This window comes from Flavobacterium sp. GW823-FHT04A11, from assembly GCF_058796535.1.
Genome location: NZ_CM179503.1, coordinates 121,376 through 144,472 on the forward strand (window position 1 = coordinate 121,376; position 23,097 = coordinate 144,472).

Sequence of the window (23,097 nt, forward strand, 5' to 3'; positions counted from 1 at the left end):
CAACTTTATATAAAAAAACAAAGGCTATCTTAAACGGATAGCCTTTGTTTTTTTTATATGACACCATATGACTTTTTGTATATTTTATAAATTCATATTGATACAAAAACCTGTGGAGAGATAAAAAATTACCACGGAGAACGCAAAGTTTTAAATATGCTAAGTTTAGTAAAATCAAAAAGTTCACAAAGGTTTGCGAACTTAGATTGTGTAAACACAACTCAAAACTTAAAACGTGTAATTACATATCATTAAAAACAATTTTAAAACTCGTTCCCACTCCTACTTCACTTTCTACAGAAATTGTTCCTTTCATCGCCTCAATTTGATTTCTGGTGATATACAAGCCAATTCCGCGTGCTTCATGATGTTTGTGAAATGTTTTATACATTCCAAATAATAAGTCTCCGTAAACCGCTAAATCTATACCTAAGCCATTATCTGTAATCTTTAGCGATTTGTGTCCGTCCGGTTCTATGGCAAAATCAAAAATAATTACAGGATCTCGTTCAGGATGACGGTATTTTATGGCATTTGTTGCAAAATTCAGCAATACACTTTCCAGATAAGCGGGATTAAAATTAATCTTTAAATATTCTGGAACGTTGTTTATAATCGTAACATTTGTTTGCTTATCATAACCTTTAATGGTGGTAATCGTTTTATCGATGTATTCATTTAATCGCAACGGCACAACGGCAATATTAATATTACTTTGCGTTTTTACAATCTGAGTTAAATTGGCAATTGTCTCATTCAAATCGTTAGATACGGTTCTTAAATGAATCAGCATTTCATTAATTGTAACTTTATCAACATCGGCATCAATAAAATCAAGAATCGACTTTATATTTCCTGCCTGCGTATTTAAGTTATGCGAAACGATATGCGAGAAATTCAATAATCGGCTGTTTTGGTCGCTGTAGAGCTTCATGGTTTTTAAAAGTTCCAGCTCTTTTTCTTTTTGCTGAGATACATCGGTATGAGTGCCGATCACGCGCAATGGCCGACCGTTTTCATCGCGTTCTATTACTTTTCCGCGATCTAAAATCCATTTGTAATTTCCGCTCGAAGTCATAACACGATGGTAATTTTCGTAATACGGAATCTTATTATCAAAATGATCCTGAATGTCTGAATAGTATTTTGGAAGATCATCCGGATGCACAATTTTATCCCAACGTTCCGGATCATCAAATATATCTGCTGAATCTAATTCTAAAATTTTAAGGGAAAGTGAAGAATAGAAAACACTATTTGTAACCATATTCCAATCCCAGATTCCAGTCGTTGAAGCTTCTAAAGCAAATTGAAAACGTTCTTCGGAAATGCGTATTTTTTCTTCCTTATCTTTTAAATCCGTAATGTCCGACACATGTCCATAAAAACTCACAGATCCATCTGAAGCTAATTCTGTTTTTGAAGAAACTTTAAACCAGCGCAGCCCTTTTTTAGGTAAAATGGCTCTGAATTCAATTATCCAAGGCTTCACTTCTCTACGGGATTTAACCAAAGACTGAAAAAATAAATCTCTGTCGCCAGGATGAATTCTATTGTAAATAACTAATATACTTTCATTTGAAAAAGTGGTTGATGGCAATTCAAAAATATCATCGGCAGATTTACTTACAAGCGGAAAAGTATAATTATTATCTCTGTCAATTATAAACTGAAAAAGCAAATCAGGCATTTCAGCAAATAACTTTTTATAAAAATTATTTATTTCCAGGCAATCCTCATTTTCATATAAATCAAAAACCATATATTTTTCTTTTATGCAGATTCAATTATAAAATAATCTTCAAAACCAAAACAGAAAAAGAGTTAAGTTATTGTTTTCTAGCTCTATTAATGCAAAAATTTAAAACAAGATATCAATTTTATTACATAAATTCATACTTTTAAAAGAATTATATGTAAATTATTTCCTCGGATGAAAAGAATGCATTACTTCTTTTAAAAAACTTCTGTCTAAATGCACATAGATTTCAGTTGTCGTAATCGACTCATGTCCAAGCATTAACTGAATAGATCGCAAATCTGCACCGTTTTCAAGTAAGTGTGTCGCAAAGGAATGACGCAAAGTATGGGGACTAATACTTTTATGGAGGTTGATTTGTATCGCCAGATTTTTTATAATCGCAAAAATCATCGAACGTGTAAGCTGATTGCCTCTTCTGTTTAAAAAAAGCGTATCTTCATGGCCTTTTTTGATATTTAAAGTGGTTCGGATTGAATTTTGATAAATCTGAATGTATTTTTGAGTCAATTTTCCAATAGGAACAAATCGCTCCTTATTTCCTTTTCCGGTAACTTTTATAAAGCCTTCTTCAAAAAATAAATCTGAAATTTTAAGTTCAACAAGTTCAGAAACCCGAAGTCCGCAGCCATATAAAGTTTCCAGCATGGCACGGTTTCTTTCGCCTTCGTTCGAACTTAAATCTATCGCCGCAATAAGCGCATCAATTTCTGCTACAGATAAGGTATCCGGCAATTTTCGTCCGGTTTTAGGCGATTCGATTAATTCTAACGGACTGTCTTTTCTGTAATCTTCAAAAATCAAATAGTTAAAAAAACTTTTTAGTCCCGAAATTATTCGCGCCTGCGAACGCGGATTTACTTCTTTAGAAACCGAATATATAAATTGCTGGACCGTTTCATCGGTTATATTTATGGGCGAAACTTCAATTTGATTGGTTTCTAAAAAAAGACACAATCGCTCAATATCAAAACCATAATTCTCTATGGTATTTTTAGACAATCCCCTTTCGATACGCAAATACGATTGATAATCTTTGATATAAGTATTCCATTTCATACTTACAAAGTAAAACATTTTTGGGCATAAAAAAACCTTCCGGATTAGGGAAGGTTTTTAAATATTCTAAAATTATAGATTAGAATTTATATGCTGCAGTTAATGCTAAAACATTATTAGTATATCTGTCATCATAATAATAACCATCATAATAATCGTTGTAATCGTAAACACTTGATAAACCAATAGTATAACGAATACCAACTGAGAAATTATCTGTAAAATTATATCCTGCTCCTAAATTAAAAGCAACATCAACAGATTTTTCATCCTCAATATTTTTACTAGAAACCAAGAAACCAAGTTGTGGTCCAGCCTCAACAGTAAATTGTTTTGTAATGTAATATTTAGCCAATACTGGAATATTAATGTAATTTAAATTCACAGTACGATCATATTGTCCATAATCAAATTTAGCTCCTTGAGCAGAATATAAAAGTTCTGGTTGAATGAACAATTTCTTCCAAACATTGATTTCAGCAAATCCACCTAATTGAAAACCTACTAATGAATTAGCATCATTAGCACCACCAATCGTAGCAATATTAAGACCACCTTTTACTCCAAATCTAGTTTTTTGGGCATTTGCAAACCCAAATGCCATTATTGCAATAGCACATAAAATAATTTTCTTCATTTTATTTGTTTATGGTTAAAATAATGGTCAAATATAAAACTATACTAAGTAAAAACGCATTTGTTTTTTAACAAATAATTTGGTAATTGGACTGAATTTTGTTAAAATTAATTAATTGTTAAGACTATATAAAAAAAACCTCCCATTGCTGGAAGGTTTTGCATCTAATAAATAAATACCTTAGAATTTATATGCTAAAGATAATGCAAGATTACTGTTTTTTGCACTGTCATAGTAATCGTCTTCATTATCAATATCTTCATCAGAAAGAGGTGATAAGCCAATAGTATAACGAAGACCTATTGAAAGATCGTCCGTGAAGTTATAACCAGCTCCGATATTAAATCCAAAATCAACTGATCTGGTAAAATCTTTAATATCATCATCTTCCGCTTTAGCTGATAATAAAACGCCTAATTGTGGCCCAGCTTCAACACTAAATTTTTTATCTACAATATAATATTTAGCTAATACAGGAATATTCAAATAATTCAGTTTAATATCGGCATCAGCTCCAAAAGGTCCCTCAACTTTAGTCCCTTGAGTTGAGAACAGAACTTCAGGCTGGATAAAAAATCTCTCAACAACATGAATTTCTGCAAATCCTCCAACGTGGAATCCTACTATAGATTTAGTATTTTCAACATCTCCTCCAACTACTGTTGACATATTAAGACCTCCTTTTACTCCAAATCTTGTTTCTTGTGCATTTGTAAATCCAAATGCCATAACTGCGATTGCAGATAAAATTATTTTTCTCATTTTTTATGTTGGTTAAAATTAATTAATCAAATATAAAACTATACTTCATAAAAATTAATTTGTTTTTTAACAAAGAATGTCAGTTATTATAGATAAAATCATGTTAAATAATAATCGAAATTTTCGACATAGAAATATTTGTCCAAAAAAAAAGCCTTCCATAGTGGAAGGCTTTTGAATATCTAAAAATAATATTAGAATTTGTATCCTACAGATAATGAGAAAACACTGTTATTTAATTTAAAATCTTCATCATCAGCATCAGCAATGTTTGATAAACCAATATTATAACGAACACCCGCAGATAAATTTTCAGTAAAGTCAAATCCAGCTCCTAAATTTAAACCAAAATCAATAGATTTAAAATTGTCTTTAACATCTTCATCAGATGAAATAGTTTCTCCTAAATATGTTTCTTCATATTTATCTTTAGCACTAACTAAAAATCCTATTTGCGGACCAGCCTCTAAACTAAATTTTGGCGCAACGTAAAATTTAGCCATAATTGGTAAATTAATGTAAGATAAATTTAATTTATCTTCTGCAGAATAATCTTCACCTGAATCTTCAATTTTTGATCCTTGAGTTGAAAACAATAATTCCGGTTGAATTGCAAATTTTTCTGATAATTTAATTTCAGCAAATCCACCTACATGAAAGCCTACAATTGCTGAGTTATCCTCAACATCTCCACCTAAGTTTGAAATGTTTAGACCTCCTTTTACTCCAAATCTAGTTTCTTGTGCATTTGAAAATGCAAACGCCATTACTGCTGCCGCAGTTAACATAATTTTTTTCATTTTTAATTGTTTTGGTTTGAAAATTATGCGGCAAATATATAATTATACTTAACAAGAGATAATTTGTTTTTTAACAAATATTGTAGTAATTAAGAGCCAAAATCATGTTAAATAAAATTTAAAAATTAGCATTATGTTATATAATAAACAAAAAACTTAAAATTTAATCCATTTATAAAAGTTAATCTTTATAAATGTGAATTCTATTAATTATTAAATTCAAAATATAAAAGCAATAATATTCTAAATCTGTAGTTTTAATATTATAAAACAATGTTAATCTTAAAAAAGACAATTCTATGAAAAAGATATTATTAGCAGCTGTATTGTTCATTGCAACATCGGCTACAATTCAGGCACAATTACTACAAATTGGTGTAAAAGCAGGGGTGAATTTTGCAAGCCAAACCGGAGATGCATTTCCAGAGCAAAACTTTGACAAAGAAGGTATTACAAGTTATCATGCAGGTTTAGTTGCAGAAATTAAATTACTAGATAAATTTTCTGTTCAGCCAGAGCTTTTATATTCTACACAAGGAGCAACTTATAAAAATGCTATTGACGAATATAAAAACGAATTAGGTTATATCTCTATTCCTGTAATGGCTAAATTTTATTTAACAGATTCATTTAGTCTTGAAGTTGGTCCTCAGGCATCATTTTTAGTAAGCGAAAAAAATGATTTTGATGTAAAAGATGCCGAAACTTTCGAATTTGGTCTTAATGCCGGATTAGGATTTAAGATTACCAAAAACTTCTTCGTTCAGGGTCGTTATGGTTTAGGATTAACAGAAGCTTCAAAAAATGCTGACGTGAAAAACTCCACAGTACAATTGTCTGCCGGATTTATGTTCTAAAAATAATATCACATACTTTTATAAAAACCGTTCTATTAATTAGAACGGTTTTTTTATTTTTACACGATTCAATGCCAATTAAAAAATCAATTTAGCTTATTTGAACTTATATCACTTATATGGTTTAAAAATCTAAATGCTTTAAATAAACTTAAATATGAAAATCGCTATAATCAACGGGCCAAATTTGAATCTTTTAGGAAAACGTGAACCTGAAGTTTACGGAAGTCAAACTTTTGAAGATTATTTTGAAAGACTGGAACACAAATTTCCGAACGTTGAGCTTTCTTATTATCAAAGTAATATTGAAGGTGAATTGATTGGAAAAATTCAGGAAGTTGGTTTTACATTTGATGGAATTATTTTGAATGCCGGCGCTTACACACATACTTCAATCGGCTTGGGAGACGCCATAAAAGCGGTTACAACTCCCGTTATCGAAGTGCACATTTCGAATACTTATGCGCGTGAAAGTTTCAGACATCAATCGTATTTATCCGGAAATGCAAAAGGCGTTATTTTAGGTTTTGGATTAAAAAGTTACGAATTAGCGATTCAGTCTTTTTTGTAAAAAAGGCTTCTGCAGAAATTTTCGGGACGCTCAGCCTGAGATGATTCTAACGACTTAATATTTAACAAATTTTTAATAAGCGCACTCTCAACATACCTTATTTTTGTTAGAGAAAAAGCTTTTATGAGAAATTACATTTTACTTGCCTTTATATTTTTTTCGATTGCAAACTTTGCCCAAATCAAAGGAACCATTACCGATGAAAAAGGAAATCCGCTTCCTTTTGTTTCTGTTTTTGAAGAAAATACGTATAGCGGTACAACTTCAAACGAGCAGGGAAAATACCAGATTAACGTAAAGGAAATTGGTAAAAACAGAATCATCTTTCAATATTTAGGCTTTAAAACCCAAAAACTTTCCGTTTCGGCAGATTCCAAAACTGCCATTCTGGATGTCAAAATGCAGGAAGAAAGTTTCTCTTTGAATGAAGTTGTTATTGATCCGAAAAACAATCCGGCAAATGCCATTATAAAAAATGCCATTGCCAACAAAAAGGAAAACTCTGAAAAAACTTCGCGATACACTGCCGATTTTTACTCTAAAGGAATGTTTAAAGTAAAAGATTTACCTAAAAAAATTCTGGGGCAAAAAGTAGATCTTGGCGATGATATGTCTTCCAATCTGGATTCGACAGGAACCGGGATTTTGTATTTGTCTGAAACTGTTTCGAAAATTGCCTATGAAAAACCTAATAAACTAAAAGAGAAAATTATTGCTTCGCGAATTTCAGGAAACAATAAAGGATACAGTTATAATACGGCCACCCTATCGTATTATGATTTTTATGACAACACGTTAGATTTTGATATTAATTTGATTTCGCCAATTGCTGATAATGCTTTCAATTATTACAAATACAAACTCGAAGGAACTTTTTTTGATGCTAATAATCACGAAATCAATAAAATTAAAGTAACGCCAAAACGTGATAAAGAACCTGTTTTTGAAGGTTACATTTATATTGTTGACGACAGTTTTGCTATTTATGCGATTGACCTTGATATAAAAGGGTATCGAATGAAGAATGAATTTACGGAAGTGATGACGCTAAAACAGAGTTTTAATTATAATTCTAAAAATAAAATCTGGTCAAAAAATGCCCAAACGCTTTCGTTTAAGGCAGGAATTTTTGGAGTGAAGTTTTCAGGACAATTCAATTATGTCTATTCCAATTATGAATTCCCGGATGCTTTTGAAAAGAAAACTTTCACCAATGAAATTGTCGCTTTTGAAGCCAATGCCAATAAAAAAGACAATGCTTTCTGGAATGAAATTCGTCCGATTCCGTTAACGATCGAAGAAAGTGCGGATTATACCAAAAAAGACAGTTTATTAATGATTCGAAAAACACAGAAATACACGGATTCTGTTGATGCTAAAAACAATAAGTTTAAGATTTGGGATATTTTGGCGGGTTATGATTATAAAAACACTTTCAAAAAATATTCTTTTAGTTACGATGGTGTATTGAATATTACTTCTTTGAGTTTTAATACGGTTCAGGGTTTTAATTTGGATTCCGGTTTCTCTTTTAAAACATGGAATGAAGAAGAAGGAAAAACTACTTCTTTAAAAACCACTTTTAATTATGGTTTTTCTGATGAGCGTTTTCGCGTTGTTGGAGAATATAATCATAAATTCAACAATATAAATTATGCCACAATTGGAGTTTCGGGGGGAACAAAAGTCGCCCAATTTAATAATGCCGAACCTATAAGTAAGTTTGTCAATTCTATAAGTTCTTTATTTTTTAAAGACAATTATATGAAACTCTATAATTTAGAATTTGTCCAAATCAATTATGCCCAAGATGTTGCAAACGGAATAAATTTGAATGGAAAAGTGGCGTATGAACAGCGCAAACCTCTTATTAATACAACAGATTATTCTTTCTTTAAAAGAGATGATATTTATTCGTCTAATAATCCCCTTGCTCCAAATGATTTTACAACTCCGGCATTTGATCCGCATCATTTGTTTAAAGCTTCTTTAACTGCCCGAATTAATTTTGGAAATAAATATATTTCAAGACCCGACGGAAGATATAATTTTAAAGATGATAAATATCCAACGATATTTTTAGCGTTCGAAAAAGCCTTTGCCGCGAGTGAGAAAAAATATGAATTTGAACGTATTGGCGCTTCTGTACAATATGATTTATCGCTTCAGAATAAAGGAATTATTGGAATGAATTTCAGAGCCGGAAAATTCTTTAATGCCGAAAATATATCATTTATCGATTACAGACATTTTAACGGAAACCAAACGCACATTGGAACAAGCGACCGTTATTTGAATGTTTTCAATTTAATGCCTTATTACGCAAACAGTACAAACGACAGTTATTTTGAAAATCATTTGGAATACAATGACACCGGTTTTATTATGAATAAAATTCCATTATTGAATTTATTAAAATCAACGATGAATCTGGGTTTTCATTCATTGGCAATTCCGGATAGAAAACCGTATTCTGAATTTACGATTGGTTTGGATAATTTAGGTTTTGGGAAATTTAAATTATTCAGAGTTGATTATGTGCATTCTTATCAAAGTGGAATCGAGCAAAATGGCGTTGTGTTTGGATTAAAGATTTTGAATGTATTGGATTAGGGAAAAAGTTGCTAAGTGGCTAAGGTTCTAAGTTGCTAAGTTAACCAATTCGAAATGCTGTGCGGGTTCTCGACTCCGCTCGAACTGACAAAACTATACTGATAACATTTATTTCCTTAAACTTTTGTTTACCTTAAATTGCGTTAGGGATAGAAGCGGAAATCCTTTTTTTGAGCTTTTTCTGCTCAAAAAAAGATTGGAGTGAATAGCCCGACCGGAGGGAACGCCCATAAAAAAATCCGCCTACTCCCAAGAATAAGCGGATTTTTTTTATGATTGGCAAAGAAAAAAAACTTAGTAACTCAGAATCTTAGCCTCTTAGAACCTTCCTCAGTGATAATCATCCGGTTCGATGTGAATAAGGACATTCCCTAATTGCGGTATTTTTTCTTTTAAAGTATCTTGTAATTTGTGCGACAAATCATGTCCTTCTTTTACAGAAATTTTTGCCGAAACTATAGCATGAAGATCAACGTGGTATTTCATTCCGGCTTTACGGATAAAACATTTTTCGGTTCCTAAAATGCCCGGAACAATTAGTGATTTAACACGGATTTCTTCGACTAAATCATCGTTTAAATGCTCGTCCATGATTTCGCCAAGAGCAGGCCTGAAAATTTTATAGCTATTATACAAGATAAAAAAAGCAGCAAAAAGTGCCGCCCAATCATCTGCTGATTCGTAACCTTTGCCCATAAATAGTGCAATTGAAATTCCGATAAACGCAGCAATTGAAGTTATCGCATCACTACGATGGTGCCAGGCATCTGCCTCCAGAGACGAACTATTTGTCTCTTTACTTCGTTTCATTACTAATCTAAAAGAGTATTCTTTCCAGATAATAATGGCTCCTAAAATATACAGCGTCCATGATTTTGGCAAATCGTGTGAAGATTGAATATTTATAATACTTTCATAGCCAATTATTGTTGCCGAAGTAATTAAAAAACCAACAACCAGAAAAGTAATTAAAGGTTCAGCACGACCATGTCCGTAGGGATGATTTTCATCGGCAGGTTTATTAGAATATTTGATTCCGAATAAAACCAGACAAGACGAAAATATGTCCGCAGTCGATTCGATCGCATCTGCAATTAAGGCATAAGAATTGCCAAAAAAACCTGCGAGACCTTTTACAAGGGCCAGGCAGGTATTTCCAGCTATACTAAAGTATGTAGCTTTTATAGCTTTTTTTTCATCTGTCATGTAGACTATTTTTTTTCGACACTCACGATAGTTATCTGGAGTGTCAAATATTTTTTACGCTCTCACGATTTTTGCTCCAATAGCTCTTAAACGCTCGTCGATACGCTCGTATCCACGGTCAATTTGTTCGATATTTTGAATGGTGCTTGTTCCTTTTGCTGAAAGCGCTGCAATCAATAATGAAATCCCCGCACGAATATCAGGAGATGACATTGTTGTTGCTTTCAATTGAGATTCGAAATTATGTCCCATAACCACAGCTCTGTGCGGATCACATAACATGATTTTTGCTCCCATATCAATCAATTTATCCACGAAAAATAAACGGCTTTCAAACATTTTCTGGTGAATTAAAACATCTCCTTTTGCTTGTGTTGCCACAACCAAAACGATACTTAATAAGTCAGGTGTAAATCCTGGCCATGGCGCATCGGCAATAGTTAAAATAGAACCGTCGATATCTGTTTTTACTTCGTAACCGTCAACGTGAGCAGGAATATAAATATCATCTCCGCGTTTTTCGATAGTAATTCCAAGTTTTCTAAATGTATTCGGAATCAAACCTAAGTTTTCCCAGCTTACATTTTTGATCGTGATTTCGCTTTTTGTCATAGCCGCAAGACCAATCCATGAACCAATTTCGATCATATCCGGAAGAATTGTATGCTCGCAACCACCAAGGCTTTCAACACCTTCGATAGTTAATAAGTTAGATCCAACTCCGGTGATTTTAGCTCCCATCGAGTTCAACATTTTACACAATTGTTGTAAATATGGTTCGCAGGCAGCGTTGTAAACTGTAGTTTGTCCTTTTGCTAAAACTGCAGCCATAACAATGTTTGCAGTTCCGGTAACTGACGCTTCGTCAAGTAACATATCAGTTCCCTGTAATCCTTCTGCAGGAGTTTCTACTCCGTAAAAGTGATCTTCTCTGTTGTATCTGAATTTTGCTCCAAGGTTGATAAACCCTTCAAAGTGAGTATCTAATCTACGACGGCCAATTTTATCTCCTCCAGGTTTTGGAATATATCCTTTTCCGAAACGAGCCAAAAGCGGTCCAACAATCATAATAGAACCACGAAGCGCTCCACCTTCTTTTTTGAAAGCTTCAGTTTCTAAATATCCAACATTCACTTCATCGGCCTGAAACGTAATCGAACCCGGTTCATTGCGTTGGATTTTTACTCCTAAATTACCCAACAAAGTGATTAATTTATTGATGTCAATAATATCGGGAATATTATTAATTTTTACTTTATCCCCCGTTAGAAGCACGGCACATAAAATTTGTAATGCCTCATTTTTTGCTCCTTGCGGAGTGATTTCTCCTTTTAAAGGAATTCCTCCTTCGATTTTAAATATTCCCATATTTCTTTTTTAAGGTTCTGAGTCACTAAGTTTCTGAGGCTCTAAGTTTTTCTCTTTGTAAAAAAGCTTAGGACTTACTGCTTAGCAACTTTTATTTTTGTTTTTGTTTTTAGGGCTTTGAGTATTGATATTCTAAGATCATTTGTTAAAAAAACTTAGCAGCTTAGTCACTTAGCAGCTTTTTTTTACTTCTGATTATTATTTTTTTGAAAAGGTTTTGGTTTTCCCGGACCTTTATTATTCTTGTTGCTTTGAATTTTTGGCTGTCCCGGAGGCGTGATTTTGTTTGACATACGTTTGTTGGTACGCAATAAATCAGTTGTGTTTAAAAGTTCTTCTGTACTTTGTAACAAGTTGAGTTTTCCTCCTGACAATTCAAATAAATGTTCAAAAATCACATCGTCTTTTACGGTGTCTTTGTTCCAGCTTAAATATGATTTTTTCATATGGTTGGCAATTACCAAAACCAATGCATTTTTCATTTCGCCTTCTTCCCATTTATTGGCAACATCAATCATATATTTGATGTTGTTACCATAAAATCTGTATTTCGGGAAGTTCTGCGGATAGTGTAATACATCCGGTTTTAACTGCAATACATCTCTTGACGGAATTGGATATGGAGATTCTACATCTAATTTAAAATCAGACATTATAAAAAGCTGATCCCATAATTTATGCTGAAAATCCGGTACGTCACGCAAGTGTGGATTAAGACTTCCCATTACCTGAATGATGTATTTTGCGGCTTTATTGCGCGTATCAGCATCTTCAATTGCGGTTGCCTGATCGATCAGTTTTTGCAAATGACGACCATATTCCGGAATGATTAAGCGTTGTCTTTCAGAATTGTATTCTAAATTAAAAACAACATCATTTGCGACTTCTTTTTTATATTTTTCGATCATAAGTTATAATGAAACTATACCTTCTATTGTAGAAACTTCTTTGTATTTGCCAATCACTTCGTCAGAGCTGTTCATCGTAACATCTATAGAAACGCTGGTAAATTTACCTGTTTTAGATTTTGTTGTTTTGATAACCGCGCCCATTCTGTCAAAAGCTTTTTCAACGCGCTCCACATTATCGGCAACAGATGGCACAATAAATTTATACAAATATTCTGCAGGCCAAGTGTTTGCGTTATCTAACTCCACTTTTAATCTTTCGTAAAATTCGGCGGTGTTTTTTTCTTTATCGTTCTCCATTCGTAATTAAAAATAAAGGCAAATATACGGTTTTGAGTTTAGATTTTAGATTTTTTTCTTTCGAAAAAGGTGCAAAGTTACAGAGGTGCAAAGGTGCAAAGAAAAAAGCTCTGTAACTTTATTCCTTTGTAAAATTTACCCTTATATTTGAGAAAAACATTGCTTAGAAATTTGCTCGCAAAGTCGCAGAGTCGCAAAGTTTTTTAAGCTTGAATATTTTTACTTGCTACTTTGCGAGATTAAAAACACATTACAATGAAAAAAATTATCTTTTTACTTTTCACAGTTTTCACTTTTTACAATCTCCAGGCTCAGGAAATCAAAACGCTGACTTATTTTCAGAATGACACCATCAAATTGGATTTAGATTTGTATTTGCCTCAGAAGAAAACTAACGAAAAAATTCCGTTGATTATTTTCGCTTTTGGCGGAGGATTTTCCGGTGGAGAACGCACAAGCGAGAAAGACTTTGGATTGTTTATGGCAAAAAACGGTTATGCGGTTGCCAGTATTTCGTACAGTTTATATATGAAAGGAAAAGATTTTGGCTGTAAAGGAACTTTGACAGAAAAGATAAAAGCAATCCAGATTGGTGTAAGCGATATGTGGCAGGCGACTTCGTTTTTAATTGAAAATGCGGATAAATACAATCTTGACACTTCAAAAATCTTTATTTCGGGAATTAGTGCGGGTGCAGAAATTGGTTTCCACGCCTCGTTTTGGGATTATAAACTGATGAATTTATACAAAAATAATCTTCCGGAAAATTTTAAATACAAAGGTTTCATTGGAGGTTCGGGCGCCATTCAGGATATTAATCTGATTACGAAAGAAAATGCGATTCCGATGTTATTAGCACACGGAAATAATGACCAAACTGTTCCATATGCTGCAGGTTCACATCGCTCCTGCCCTACAAATGCTTCCGGCTGGCTGATTCTGTTTGGGTCTTATGCCGTTTATAATCATATGAATGAACTCCATAAAGATATTGAATTGATTACGTTTTGTGGCGGCGGACATGAATTTTCCTGTTACCTTTTTCATGACGGTAAACAATATGTTTTGGATTTTGTGAATGATGTTTTGGCTGGGAAAAAGTTTGAATCGCACTTGATTATTCCTTCGAAAAAGAAAGTTGAAGGTTCTGGGAAATATTTGTTTTGTGAGTAACCAACGGTAATCAAAAAGCATAATTGATTTTCTCTCCTGCAAGGTTTTCAAAACCTTGCAGGCATTATATGTACAAAACCTATTTATTATATCATTCGTTTTAAACTGGACTAAAGTCCAGCCCTACAATATTTGTCAAGCCTATTGCTCTTTTTCGCTAAGTTCCGGAGGAACGATCTATTTTGTAGAGCTGGACTTTAGTCCAGTTGTGTAAATATTATCAGAGCTTCAGCGGCTTTTATTTGACATTTAAAAATTTGTATTCTTACCATACCTACGAGGTTTTGAAAACCTTGCAGGAAATTGTGCTTTTTGAAATATTTCCAAAAACAAAACTATGCTTCCTAATTAGCCCTGATAGAAACGGAAATCCTTTTGCATTTTTCTTTAAAAAGCAAAAGATTGAAGTGGATAGCAGGAACCCATATCAACAAAAATTGCGAAATCATTCGCTCAAAGCAAAATAATCTTTTTAAATACCAATAAGTTTAGGTAAATTTGCGCTTTATTTTTAGAAAGTGCAAAAACAAATCATAGTTCTCATTGGTGGCCCGGGAACGGGAAAATCTACTCTTATCAACGAATTGGTGGCTCGTGGCTACTGCTGTTATCCTGAAATTTCAAGACAAGTTACTCTCGAAGCCCAACAACGCGGTATCGAACAATTGTTTCTGGAACAACCTTTATTGTTTAGCGAAATGTTGCTGGAAGGCAGAATTAAACAGTTTGAAAATGCGCTTGAAGAACCTGATAATGTAGTTTTTATAGATCGTGGAATTCCTGATGTTGTGGCTTATATGGATTATATAGGCGATGAATATCCGGAGCATTTTACAAAGGCTTGTGAGGATTTTAAATACACAAAAACCTTTATATTACCGCCGTGGGAAGAAATTTACGAAAGCGACACAGAGCGTTACGAGAATTTTGAACAGGCATTAACGATTCAGAAACATCTTGTTGAAACGTACAAGAAATATGGCTACGACTTAATTGAAGTACCTAAAGATACGGTTGAGAACAGAATTCTTTATATATTAGATAAAATTTAGGCAGGCGGTTTAAAGTTGTAAAACTAGAACTGATTTCTAAATTTTTAACTTTAAAACCAGAGCTATGCCGGAAGCACAGGAAATTCTTTTAAAATACTGGAAACATGACAGTTTCAGACCGCTGCAAAAAGAAATTATTGACTCGGTTTTAGACGGTCAGGATACTTTTGCACTGTTGCCTACGGGTGGCGGAAAATCGATTTGTTTTCAGGTTCCGGCAATGATGCAGGAAGGTATTTGTCTGGTTATTTCGCCTTTGATCGCCCTTATGAAAGATCAGGTCGCGAATTTGCAAAAACGAGAAATCAAAGCGATTGCATTAACCGGCGGAATTCACACCGAAGAAATCATTGATCTTCTGGACAATTGCCAATTCGGAAATTATAAGTTTTTATATCTTTCGCCTGAGCGTTTACAGTCGGACTGGATTTTGGAACGTATCAAAAATCTTCCCATTAATTTAATTGCTATTGACGAAGCGCATTGTGTTTCGCAATGGGGTCATGATTTTCGTCCGGCTTATCTGAAGATTTCTGAGCTTAAAAAGTACTTTCCGAAGATTCCGTTTTTAGCTTTGACGGCCACGGCAACTCCCCGAGTTATCACAGATATTACAACCGAATTAACATTAAAAGATCCGAAACTTTTTCAGCAGTCTTTTGAGAGAAAAAATATTGCGTATATGGTTTTCGAAGTCGAAGACAAATTATATCGCACCGAACAAATTTTAAAGAAAAACCCACAGCCTTCTATTATATATGTACGAAATCGAAAATCGTGTTTGAATATGTCATCGCAATTAGAATCGTTAGGTTTTAAAGCAACGTATTATCACGGCGGACTTTCGGCAAAAGAAAAAGACAAAAACATGCAGTTGTGGATGTCTGAACAAGCGCAGGTTATTGTGGCCACAAATGCGTTTGGAATGGGAATTGACAAAAACAACGTAAAAACGGTTATTCATACACAGCTTCCTGAAAATATCGAAAACTATTATCAAGAATCCGGAAGAGCGGGACGAAATGGCGAAAAAGCTTTTTCTGTTTTACTTTTTAATAATTCAGATTATACGCAGACAGAACAGCAATTTTTAAGTGTTTTGCCGGACAAAAAGTTCTTAAAAACAATGTATGTCAAACTTTGCAATTATTTTCAGATTGCTTACGGCGAAGGTTTAGACGATTCTTTTTCGTTTAAACTGAATCATTTTTGTCATAAATATGAATTTCCTACTTTAAAAACATACAATGCTTTGCAGTTTTTGAATCAACAGGGAATTATAACGATGTCTCAGGAATTTTCAGAAAAAATAACCATGCAATTTTTGATTGAATCTAAAGAGGTGATCCGGTATATGAGTCTGAATCCGAATGATGAAGAAATTATTCTGGCGATTTTGAGAACATATCCGGGAATTTACGATATGAAAACGGCTTTTAATCTTTCTTTAATTGCAAAAAAATCAAACCGAACAGAACAACAGGTAACTGCAGTTTTAGAAAAACTGATAGAAAAAGAAATTATCGAATACAAAGCAAAAAATAACGACGCCACTATATTATTTAACGAAGTTCGCGAGGACGATTTAACCATAAACAGGGTTTCGAAATATCTGGAAAGACAGAATCAATTAAAAAAGGAACAGCTTTTATCAGTTCTACATTATATTAAGGAGAACAAAACCTGCAAGAACCGATTGATTTTAGATTATTTTGGCGAAGAAACAAAAGATAATTGCGGTGTTTGCTCCTATTGTATTACCCAAAAAGGAAAAATCACAGAAGCAGATTCGATTGCTGATAAAATTCTGTATTTATTAAAATCTGCCGCTTTGACTTCGAGAGAAATTCAGACCCAAATAAAACTGGATGCCAATGATATCATTTTGGCGCTTCAGGAATTATTAGAAAACAATTATATTACGATTCAACCAAACAATAAATACACTTTAAAATTATAAATGGAAAAATTGAGAATTATATTTATGGGAACTCCGGAATTTGCTGTTGGCATTCTGGACACCATTATTAAAAACAATTATGATGTTGTTGGCGTTATTACGGCCGCGGATAAACCGGCAGGACGCGGACAGAAAATAAAATATTCGGCAGTAAAAGAATATGCGCTGGCAAATAACCTGACTTTATTACAGCCTACAAATTTAAAAGACGAAGATTTTCTTGCAGAATTAAAAGCCCTCAATGCTAATTTGCAAATTGTTGTTGCCTTTAGAATGCTGCCAAAAGTAGTTTGGGAAATGCCAAGTTTGGGAACTTTTAATCTTCATGCTTCTTTATTGCCAAATTATCGTGGCGCGGCGCCAATTAACTGGGCTATTATTAATGGAGAGACCAAAACCGGCGTTACTACTTTTTTTATTGATGATAAAATTGACACCGGAGCGATGATTTTAAATTCGGAAATTGCAATTGAACCAACAGAAAGTGCCGGAGAATTACACGACAGATTAATGAATTTGGGAAGTACAACCGTTATTGATACTTTAAAGGTTATCGAAAACGGAAACGTAACCACTACAATTCAGGAAGATAACGAAGAAATTAAAACGGCATATAAATTAAATAAGGAAAATTGTAAGATTGACTGGAGTAAATCCGGCGATGAAATTAATAATTTAATTCGTGGTTTAAGTCCTTATCCTGCTGCGTGGTGTTTTTTGAAAGATAAAAATGAAGAATTAAGCATCAAAATATACGAAGCAAAATTAATTTCAGAAGAGCATTCTTTGGAGATTGGAAGCTTAATTAGCAGCAAAAAAGAAATTAAAATCGCTATTAAGAATGGTTATATTTTACTTTTGAGTTTACAATTACCGGGAAAAAAGAGAATGCAAGTCGCTGAGTTACTAAATGGTATCACTTTTACAGAAAACGCAAAAGTCTATTAAGGCCAATAAAACGGGGGTTTTTTCCTGTTTTATATCGATGAATAACCCGCTTTATGAACAAAAAAAGCAAGTTATTAACAATTTTTGCTAAATTTAAAGAAAACACTTGCAAGGAACGGATTTCCTATTAAATTTGTGTATTAACAATTTTTTTTTTAACCAACAATTAATAACTAATTATTATGAACAAATCAGAATTAATCGATGCTATCGCTGCTGATGCAGGAATTACAAAAGCTGCGGCAAAATTAGCTTTAGAATCATTTTTAGGAAATGTAGGATCTACTTTGAAAAAAGGTGGAAGAATTTCATTAGTAGGTTTTGGATCATGGTCAGTATCAGCTAGAGCTGCTAGAGACGGTAGAAATCCTCAAACAGGAAAAACTATCAAAATTGCTGCTAAAAATGTAGTAAAATTTAAAGCTGGAGCTGAATTAGAAGGTGCAGTGAACTAATAAGAAAGTTCTCTAAACTTATAATATAATTAAAACCCTTCCTCGTGAAGGGTTTTTTTGTGCGGTTTAACGATTTTATTTGGGTTTTTAAAAAAATTATGACTAAATTTAATAAAAATTGTAGCCGTATGATTTCAGAAAAATTAAAAAAAGGACACCTGCTTATTGCCGAGCCTTCGATAATTGGAGATTTATCATTTAATAGATCGGTAATTTTATTAGCAGACCATAACAAAGAAGGATCAATAGGATTCATCATTAATAAACCTTTAAAGTACACTATTAATGATTTGATACCTGAGATTGATGCCACTTTTAAGATATATAATGGTGGTCCTGTTGAACAGGATAACCTTTATTTTATTCACAATATACCGGAATTAATCCCGAATAGTGTCGAGATTTCTAACGGAATTTATTGGGGAGGTGATTTTGAATCGACCAAAGACTTAATAAACGACGGATCTATTAGTAAAAATAATATTCGTTTTTTCTTAGGATATACTGGTTGGGACGAAAATCAGCTTGAAAGTGAAATGCAGGGTAACTCCTGGATCATTGCCGATAATAATTACAAAAACAAGATTATCGGAAAATCCACCACTCATTTTTGGAAAGAACAAATTATTGAACTGGGCGGAGATTACGTTATTTGGTCGAATGCACCTGAAAATCCATATCTGAATTAATTTTCAGAAATGGATTCATTTAGCTTTTGCATTAATAAATGAGCCACGTCATTTTTAAACTCCTTTTTTCGGTACTTCGTTATCGGTTGTATTCCCGTGATTACATTTGTCAGAAATAATTCATCCGCTTTTTGAAGATCAAATGGTGAAATTATTTCTTCGGAAACTTCTATGTCAGTAACTTTTTTTGCCAAAGCTAAAATTTGCTTACGCATTATTCCGTTTAAACAACCTTCAGAAATTGGCGGTGTAATTAGTTTTTTACCCGTTACCATAAATAAATTTCCCTGCAATCCCTCTACTACATTTTTTGTATCGTTGAGTAAAATACAGTTTTGCAAACCATTTTCGTGAGCAAAAATACTTCCAGTCACATTAATCATTTTATTAGTCGTTTTTATAGACGATAATAACTGTTTTGTAACGTAGAAATCTTTATACAAATCTACCTCATAAGAAGCTGAATTTAAAGTATAAAGCGTATTATCCAGAGCAATTGCATGAATTAGAAATGATACTTCATTAGTTTTTGGTAAATATAATCCGCCATCATTTCTAAAAACGGTTATTCTGGCTCTTGCCGATGCTGAAAGTCCTTTTTCCTGAACAAGCTTTAAAACCTGTTCTTCAAAATATTCCATTGTAAAGTTCATCGGAATTTCCATTCTCACAACACGCATAGAAGCCATCAATCTAAAATAGTGATCTTCAAGAAACAAGATTTTATTATTAATTATTTTTAGCGTTTCAAAAACTCCGTCTCCGTACAAAAACGCACGATTTTGAGTTAATACATTATCGTCCTGCGCTGCTATGTTTCCGTTAAAATTAATCATAAAAAAACCCTGAATTTTGTTCAGGGCAAATATAAGGTATAAAATAGACTTTTACTAAACAGATCCGATAAGATGTTTCAGATCTGAAATCTGATTCTCCCACAATTGTTTAGCTTCACCTACTTCTTCTTTTTCTGCAAAATCAACTACCATTAATGATACATCTTTAGTTAATTCATCAACTAAAATGTGCAATTCAAAAAAATATTCAGTGTCTTTACTGCTTTCATCGACCCATTTAAACTTTACTTTTTCACCGGTTTTTTTAGACGCTAATCTTGCTTTTTCCTGTGAATCGTTCCAAATGAAGGTAAAAAATTCACCTCTTGAATTTACGTTGTCAGCAAACCATTCTGATAAACCTGACGGAGTTGATATATATTGATATAATAATTGCGGCGAAGAATTTATTGGAAACTCTATTTCGTAACGTATTTTTGAATCCATGTGCTACTTTAAATTTTTTGGAAATATAAGAATATATGTCCAAAAACAATGCATTTTTAAAAATATTTTTTTTTCTTCATTTTATGCTTGTAAGCTCTAATATTATTTTTATATTTGCACCCGCAATGAGGAACACGGTTCACTTGCAATCTTGGCGAGGTAGCTCAGTTGGTTAGAGCGCAGGATTCATAACCCTGAGGTCACGGGTTCAACTCCCGTCCTCGCTACAAAAAACAAACCCTTAAACATCAATTGTTTAAGGGTTTTTTATTGCAATATTTCATCGAGGAGCAAAAAATTATGCTTAGTAATTTTAAAAATACCAGATTATTTATCTAACATTAAATATTTTTTTACAACGTTTTTATTATCATATAAAAAATCTTAACTTGTTAAAATTATCACGTTATAAGAAGTCAAAAAAGTTAACGCATTATATATCATGGACATAGTAAAGTTTAAAATCACATCAAAAACAATAAAAGTAGAAGTACGTAACTCCAATAATTACGTTTTTAATTTTAATACTGCTTTAGACATTGCGAAAGAAGATAAAGATGTTTTATTAAAACTATATAATGCTTTAGATATTCTTTTTAAGAAAGAAACTCCGGCTGAAGTAAAAAACTATATTTCGCCTAATCAAACCAATATCCTGGATCAGATTTCTGCTGTTGACGGTTTAGAAGAGGAGAAAAAATAAGTAATTCATCAAATTTACTTTCATAACATTAACTTTTACAAGTCTTAAACAATAAACATCTATCAACTAAAGCCTGAGAATTCTAAATTCTCAGGCTTTTTTTTTATGGATTAAAACTCCAATACAATTCCTCATTCTAAAATTCATAAAACGCTTATTATCTGAAGAAAATAGGGCTGAATTTCCAATTCACAATTGATTATTAGAAGGTTAAATCTCAAATTGACTTTTTTACACTTTTTTATATTAAAAATTTAATGATTTTATAAATTCTGATGCTTCCCTTTTTTATATAAAAAAATAAAACCGTTTTTTAAAAACATAAAAAACTGATATTCAATTAGTTAACAATGTAAAAACCGGTAAAAAAAAGGGTTATTTTCCCCTTTCCTGATTGCCTTCGGTTTTTCTAACTTCGACTAGTTTTATAAGCCATCATTTCTATCACACTTTAAGCAAAGTGAAAAATCCTAAATGTATATTGTTAATAATGAGATATTTATATTGATTCATATAAGTATTTAGAACGTATAAAATTTTATAATTAAGATGATTTTTGAAATAATTCAAATAATTGCAGAACAAGTAAACAACTATCTCGACGAAATCGGATTAGAGAAAACAGTTGTGGCTGAAAATATTGCTTTTTTAGAGTCTCAAAACGAAACTGTAGCAACAAATTTAGACGATAAAGTGGCACTTACCCTGATCAATTTGGATGAAGAAGCAACTTTAAAAAACTTTCCCAATCACACTATCGAAAATAGTAAGACAATTTATAAAAACAGCATTATCAATTTAAATCTGTATCTGCTTTTTAGCGCCAACAGAACAGCATACATCAACTCTCTCAATGATATTTCGAAAATCATTGCTTTTTTTCAGGGTAAAAAACTATTTACGCAAGCCAACACTATTTACAACAGAAATAATGTTGCGATGACCAATCTAGACAATTTTAGATTTTCAGTCGAGCTCTACACACCCACTTTTGAAGAGTTAAACTATATCTGGGGAACATTAGGAGGCAAACAATTTCCATCGGCTTTATATAAAGTGAGCATGATACAAATTGAACGCAATATCGCTCAGGGCGAAGGAGAATTGATCAGCAAAATCAAAGGTATCACAAAAACAAAAGAACAGTCATGAGTTTTGGTCTTACATATTCGTTGTTATTTGAAGTAACACTTTTACACAATTATTTTCTCAATAGCGGCGAAGATACTTATGCAGGTATGCCGGCGGCAGAAAAGGAAAAAATGCTCCAAAAATTCAACAGTGATTCTTTTGCAGTTATAAAACCAACTGTGGAAACTAACATTCGTTTAAGAAACTTCAAAATGGCATTTAAACCTACTAAAACGGGATTTCGTGTGTACGTTAAAGTGAAAGAAAACGATGATATCAATCCGTTTATAAAGGTTCCTGATGATTTAAAATTGGACTTTATAATCGCTATAAATGATTATCATTTTGAAAATTATACCGATTTAAAATTTGTTCCGCAACAACTGTTTTTATTCAGCAATGTAAAGCCTTCAACAGAACCGGTAACGTTTCAATACATTCCTGATTTCAATGAAAATATTCTGATCTCAAATGAGTATTTAGTATCCGAAGAAACAACAACTCATTTCATCTCAGAACTTCATGCACCGGAAAGACAAGGCGTTTTCGGGATAATTTCCCTGACGATGCAAGGCGATAATAACACCAAAAATGTATTAGACAATTTGGGCAAAATCATAAGTCCCAATTTTAAAATTCATTTTGATAATAGAAAAACACTTTGGAAATACATCAACAGAAAAGCAGCAACCGAAATTGAAACCAATGCTGTTAAACCCCTAACCTACTCAGGTTTTGTTGAAATTGATCCGCTTACCGATTTTACGCCGCCGGAACCAGCAAACAGTCAATACCCAAATCCAACGGTAAAATCAATCACAAAAATCAATAGTAATTACTACTCAGAAATATTTATTTAATAA

Annotated in this window: 23 protein-coding genes and 1 tRNA gene; 13 read left to right on the forward strand and 11 right to left on the reverse strand. The window is 32.8% G+C overall.

What is annotated here, in order from left to right:
• Positions 1 to 241: 241 nt before the first annotated feature.
• The 5 genes from AC3QL1_RS00605 to AC3QL1_RS00625 form a co-directional block, all read right to left on the reverse strand.
• Entirely contained in the window at positions 242 to 1,762 is a 1,521-nt protein-coding gene (locus tag AC3QL1_RS00605) for a PAS domain-containing sensor histidine kinase (RefSeq protein ID WP_492494311.1), read from the reverse strand.
• 159 nt (positions 1,763 to 1,921) lie between these two features.
• Positions 1,922 to 2,818 carry a site-specific tyrosine recombinase XerD gene (gene xerD, locus AC3QL1_RS00610; protein WP_492497516.1) on the reverse strand — a complete coding sequence of 299 codons (897 nt, stop codon included), beginning with the start codon at positions 2,816 to 2,818 and terminating at the stop codon, positions 1,922 to 1,924.
• A 79-nt stretch (positions 2,819 to 2,897) separates the two neighbouring features.
• Complete coding sequence (locus AC3QL1_RS00615; protein ID WP_492494312.1) at positions 2,898 to 3,455, reverse strand: porin family protein; 558 nt, start codon at positions 3,453 to 3,455, stop codon at positions 2,898 to 2,900.
• 180 nt (positions 3,456 to 3,635) lie between these two features.
• On the reverse strand, positions 3,636 to 4,217 hold the full coding sequence (locus AC3QL1_RS00620) for a porin family protein (RefSeq protein WP_492494313.1): 582 nt from the start codon (positions 4,215 to 4,217) through the stop codon (positions 3,636 to 3,638).
• Positions 4,218 to 4,411: 194 nt separating this feature from the next.
• Positions 4,412 to 5,017, reverse strand: coding sequence for a porin family protein (locus AC3QL1_RS00625; protein WP_492494314.1), 606 nt, complete (start codon positions 5,015 to 5,017; stop codon positions 4,412 to 4,414).
• Between the two features lie 299 nt (positions 5,018 to 5,316).
• On the opposite strand from AC3QL1_RS00625, the gene AC3QL1_RS00630 reads away from it, so the two are divergent.
• The 3 genes from AC3QL1_RS00630 to AC3QL1_RS00640 all read left to right on the forward strand — a co-directional run bounded on the left by AC3QL1_RS00630 (position 5,317) and on the right by AC3QL1_RS00640 (position 9,058).
• Complete coding sequence (locus AC3QL1_RS00630) at positions 5,317 to 5,874, forward strand: porin family protein (RefSeq protein ID WP_492494315.1); 558 nt, start codon at positions 5,317 to 5,319, stop codon at positions 5,872 to 5,874.
• 157 nt (positions 5,875 to 6,031) lie between these two features.
• Entirely contained in the window at positions 6,032 to 6,445 is a 414-nt protein-coding gene (gene aroQ / locus AC3QL1_RS00635) for a type II 3-dehydroquinate dehydratase (RefSeq protein ID WP_492494316.1), read from the forward strand.
• Positions 6,446 to 6,568: 123 nt separating this feature from the next.
• Positions 6,569 to 9,058 (forward strand): DUF5686 and carboxypeptidase regulatory-like domain-containing protein, encoded by a 2,490-nt coding sequence (locus AC3QL1_RS00640; protein ID WP_492494317.1) that lies wholly within the window; start codon positions 6,569 to 6,571, stop codon positions 9,056 to 9,058.
• Positions 9,059 to 9,388: 330 nt separating this feature from the next.
• Here the strand turns inward: AC3QL1_RS00640 and AC3QL1_RS00645 are convergent, their stop codons facing one another.
• From AC3QL1_RS00645 to AC3QL1_RS00660, 4 genes are all read right to left on the reverse strand, one after another.
• Positions 9,389 to 10,264, reverse strand: coding sequence for a cation diffusion facilitator family transporter (locus tag AC3QL1_RS00645; protein WP_492494318.1), 876 nt, complete (start codon positions 10,262 to 10,264; stop codon positions 9,389 to 9,391).
• Between the two features lie 54 nt (positions 10,265 to 10,318).
• Positions 10,319 to 11,632, reverse strand: a complete 1,314-nt coding sequence (murA, locus tag AC3QL1_RS00650) for a UDP-N-acetylglucosamine 1-carboxyvinyltransferase (protein ID WP_492494319.1) — start codon at positions 11,630 to 11,632, stop codon at positions 10,319 to 10,321.
• Positions 11,633 to 11,817: 185 nt separating this feature from the next.
• Positions 11,818 to 12,540: a DUF4290 domain-containing protein gene (locus AC3QL1_RS00655; RefSeq protein ID WP_492494320.1), complete on the reverse strand. Its 723-nt coding sequence runs from the start codon at positions 12,538 to 12,540 to the stop codon at positions 11,818 to 11,820.
• Positions 12,541 to 12,543: 3 nt separating this feature from the next.
• Entirely contained in the window at positions 12,544 to 12,840 is a 297-nt protein-coding gene (locus AC3QL1_RS00660; RefSeq protein ID WP_492494321.1) for a DUF493 family protein, read from the reverse strand.
• Positions 12,841 to 13,095: 255 nt separating this feature from the next.
• Between AC3QL1_RS00660 and AC3QL1_RS00665 the strand changes: the two genes are divergently transcribed.
• The 6 genes from AC3QL1_RS00665 to AC3QL1_RS00690 all read left to right on the forward strand — a co-directional run bounded on the left by AC3QL1_RS00665 (position 13,096) and on the right by AC3QL1_RS00690 (position 19,117).
• On the forward strand, positions 13,096 to 14,013 hold the full coding sequence (locus AC3QL1_RS00665; RefSeq protein WP_492494322.1) for an alpha/beta hydrolase: 918 nt from the start codon (positions 13,096 to 13,098) through the stop codon (positions 14,011 to 14,013).
• A gap of 518 nt (positions 14,014 to 14,531) precedes the next feature.
• Positions 14,532 to 15,065 (forward strand): AAA family ATPase, encoded by a 534-nt coding sequence (locus tag AC3QL1_RS00670; RefSeq protein WP_492494323.1) that lies wholly within the window; start codon positions 14,532 to 14,534, stop codon positions 15,063 to 15,065.
• A gap of 64 nt (positions 15,066 to 15,129) precedes the next feature.
• The gene (locus AC3QL1_RS00675; protein WP_492494324.1) at positions 15,130 to 17,025 is read left to right on the forward strand and encodes a RecQ family ATP-dependent DNA helicase; all 1,896 of its coding nucleotides are present in this window, start codon (positions 15,130 to 15,132) and stop codon (positions 17,023 to 17,025) included.
• A complete protein-coding gene (gene fmt, locus AC3QL1_RS00680; RefSeq protein WP_492494325.1) occupies positions 17,026 to 17,973 on the forward strand; it encodes a methionyl-tRNA formyltransferase in 948 nt (315 codons plus the stop codon).
• Positions 17,974 to 18,155: 182 nt separating this feature from the next.
• Complete coding sequence (locus tag AC3QL1_RS00685; protein ID WP_042567273.1) at positions 18,156 to 18,428, forward strand: HU family DNA-binding protein; 273 nt, start codon at positions 18,156 to 18,158, stop codon at positions 18,426 to 18,428.
• A gap of 128 nt (positions 18,429 to 18,556) precedes the next feature.
• Complete coding sequence (locus AC3QL1_RS00690) at positions 18,557 to 19,117, forward strand: YqgE/AlgH family protein (protein WP_492494326.1); 561 nt, start codon at positions 18,557 to 18,559, stop codon at positions 19,115 to 19,117.
• Here the strand turns inward: AC3QL1_RS00690 and AC3QL1_RS00695 are convergent.
• Positions 19,114 to 19,953, reverse strand: a complete 840-nt coding sequence (locus AC3QL1_RS00695; RefSeq protein ID WP_492494327.1) for an aminotransferase class IV — start codon at positions 19,951 to 19,953, stop codon at positions 19,114 to 19,116. The two genes, AC3QL1_RS00690 and AC3QL1_RS00695, sit on opposite strands and share 4 nt — an antisense overlap.
• 54 nt (positions 19,954 to 20,007) lie before the next feature.
• Positions 20,008 to 20,400, reverse strand: coding sequence for an START-like domain-containing protein (locus AC3QL1_RS00700; protein WP_026727620.1), 393 nt, complete (start codon positions 20,398 to 20,400; stop codon positions 20,008 to 20,010).
• Positions 20,401 to 20,553: 153 nt separating this feature from the next.
• Here AC3QL1_RS00700 and AC3QL1_RS00705 point away from each other — a divergent pair.
• From AC3QL1_RS00705 to AC3QL1_RS00720, 4 genes are all read left to right on the forward strand, one after another.
• Positions 20,554 to 20,627: transfer RNA gene (locus tag AC3QL1_RS00705), tRNA-Met, on the forward strand.
• Positions 20,628 to 20,842: 215 nt separating this feature from the next.
• The gene (locus AC3QL1_RS00710; protein ID WP_492494328.1) at positions 20,843 to 21,103 is read left to right on the forward strand and encodes a hypothetical protein; all 261 of its coding nucleotides are present in this window, start codon (positions 20,843 to 20,845) and stop codon (positions 21,101 to 21,103) included.
• A 549-nt stretch (positions 21,104 to 21,652) separates the two neighbouring features.
• A complete protein-coding gene (locus AC3QL1_RS00715) occupies positions 21,653 to 22,255 on the forward strand; it encodes a Pvc16 family protein (protein WP_492494329.1) in 603 nt (200 codons plus the stop codon).
• A complete protein-coding gene (locus AC3QL1_RS00720; protein WP_492494330.1) occupies positions 22,252 to 23,094 on the forward strand; it encodes a hypothetical protein in 843 nt (280 codons plus the stop codon). The genes AC3QL1_RS00715 and AC3QL1_RS00720 overlap by 4 nt, the downstream gene beginning before the upstream one ends.
• Positions 23,095 to 23,097 lie beyond the last annotated feature (3 nt).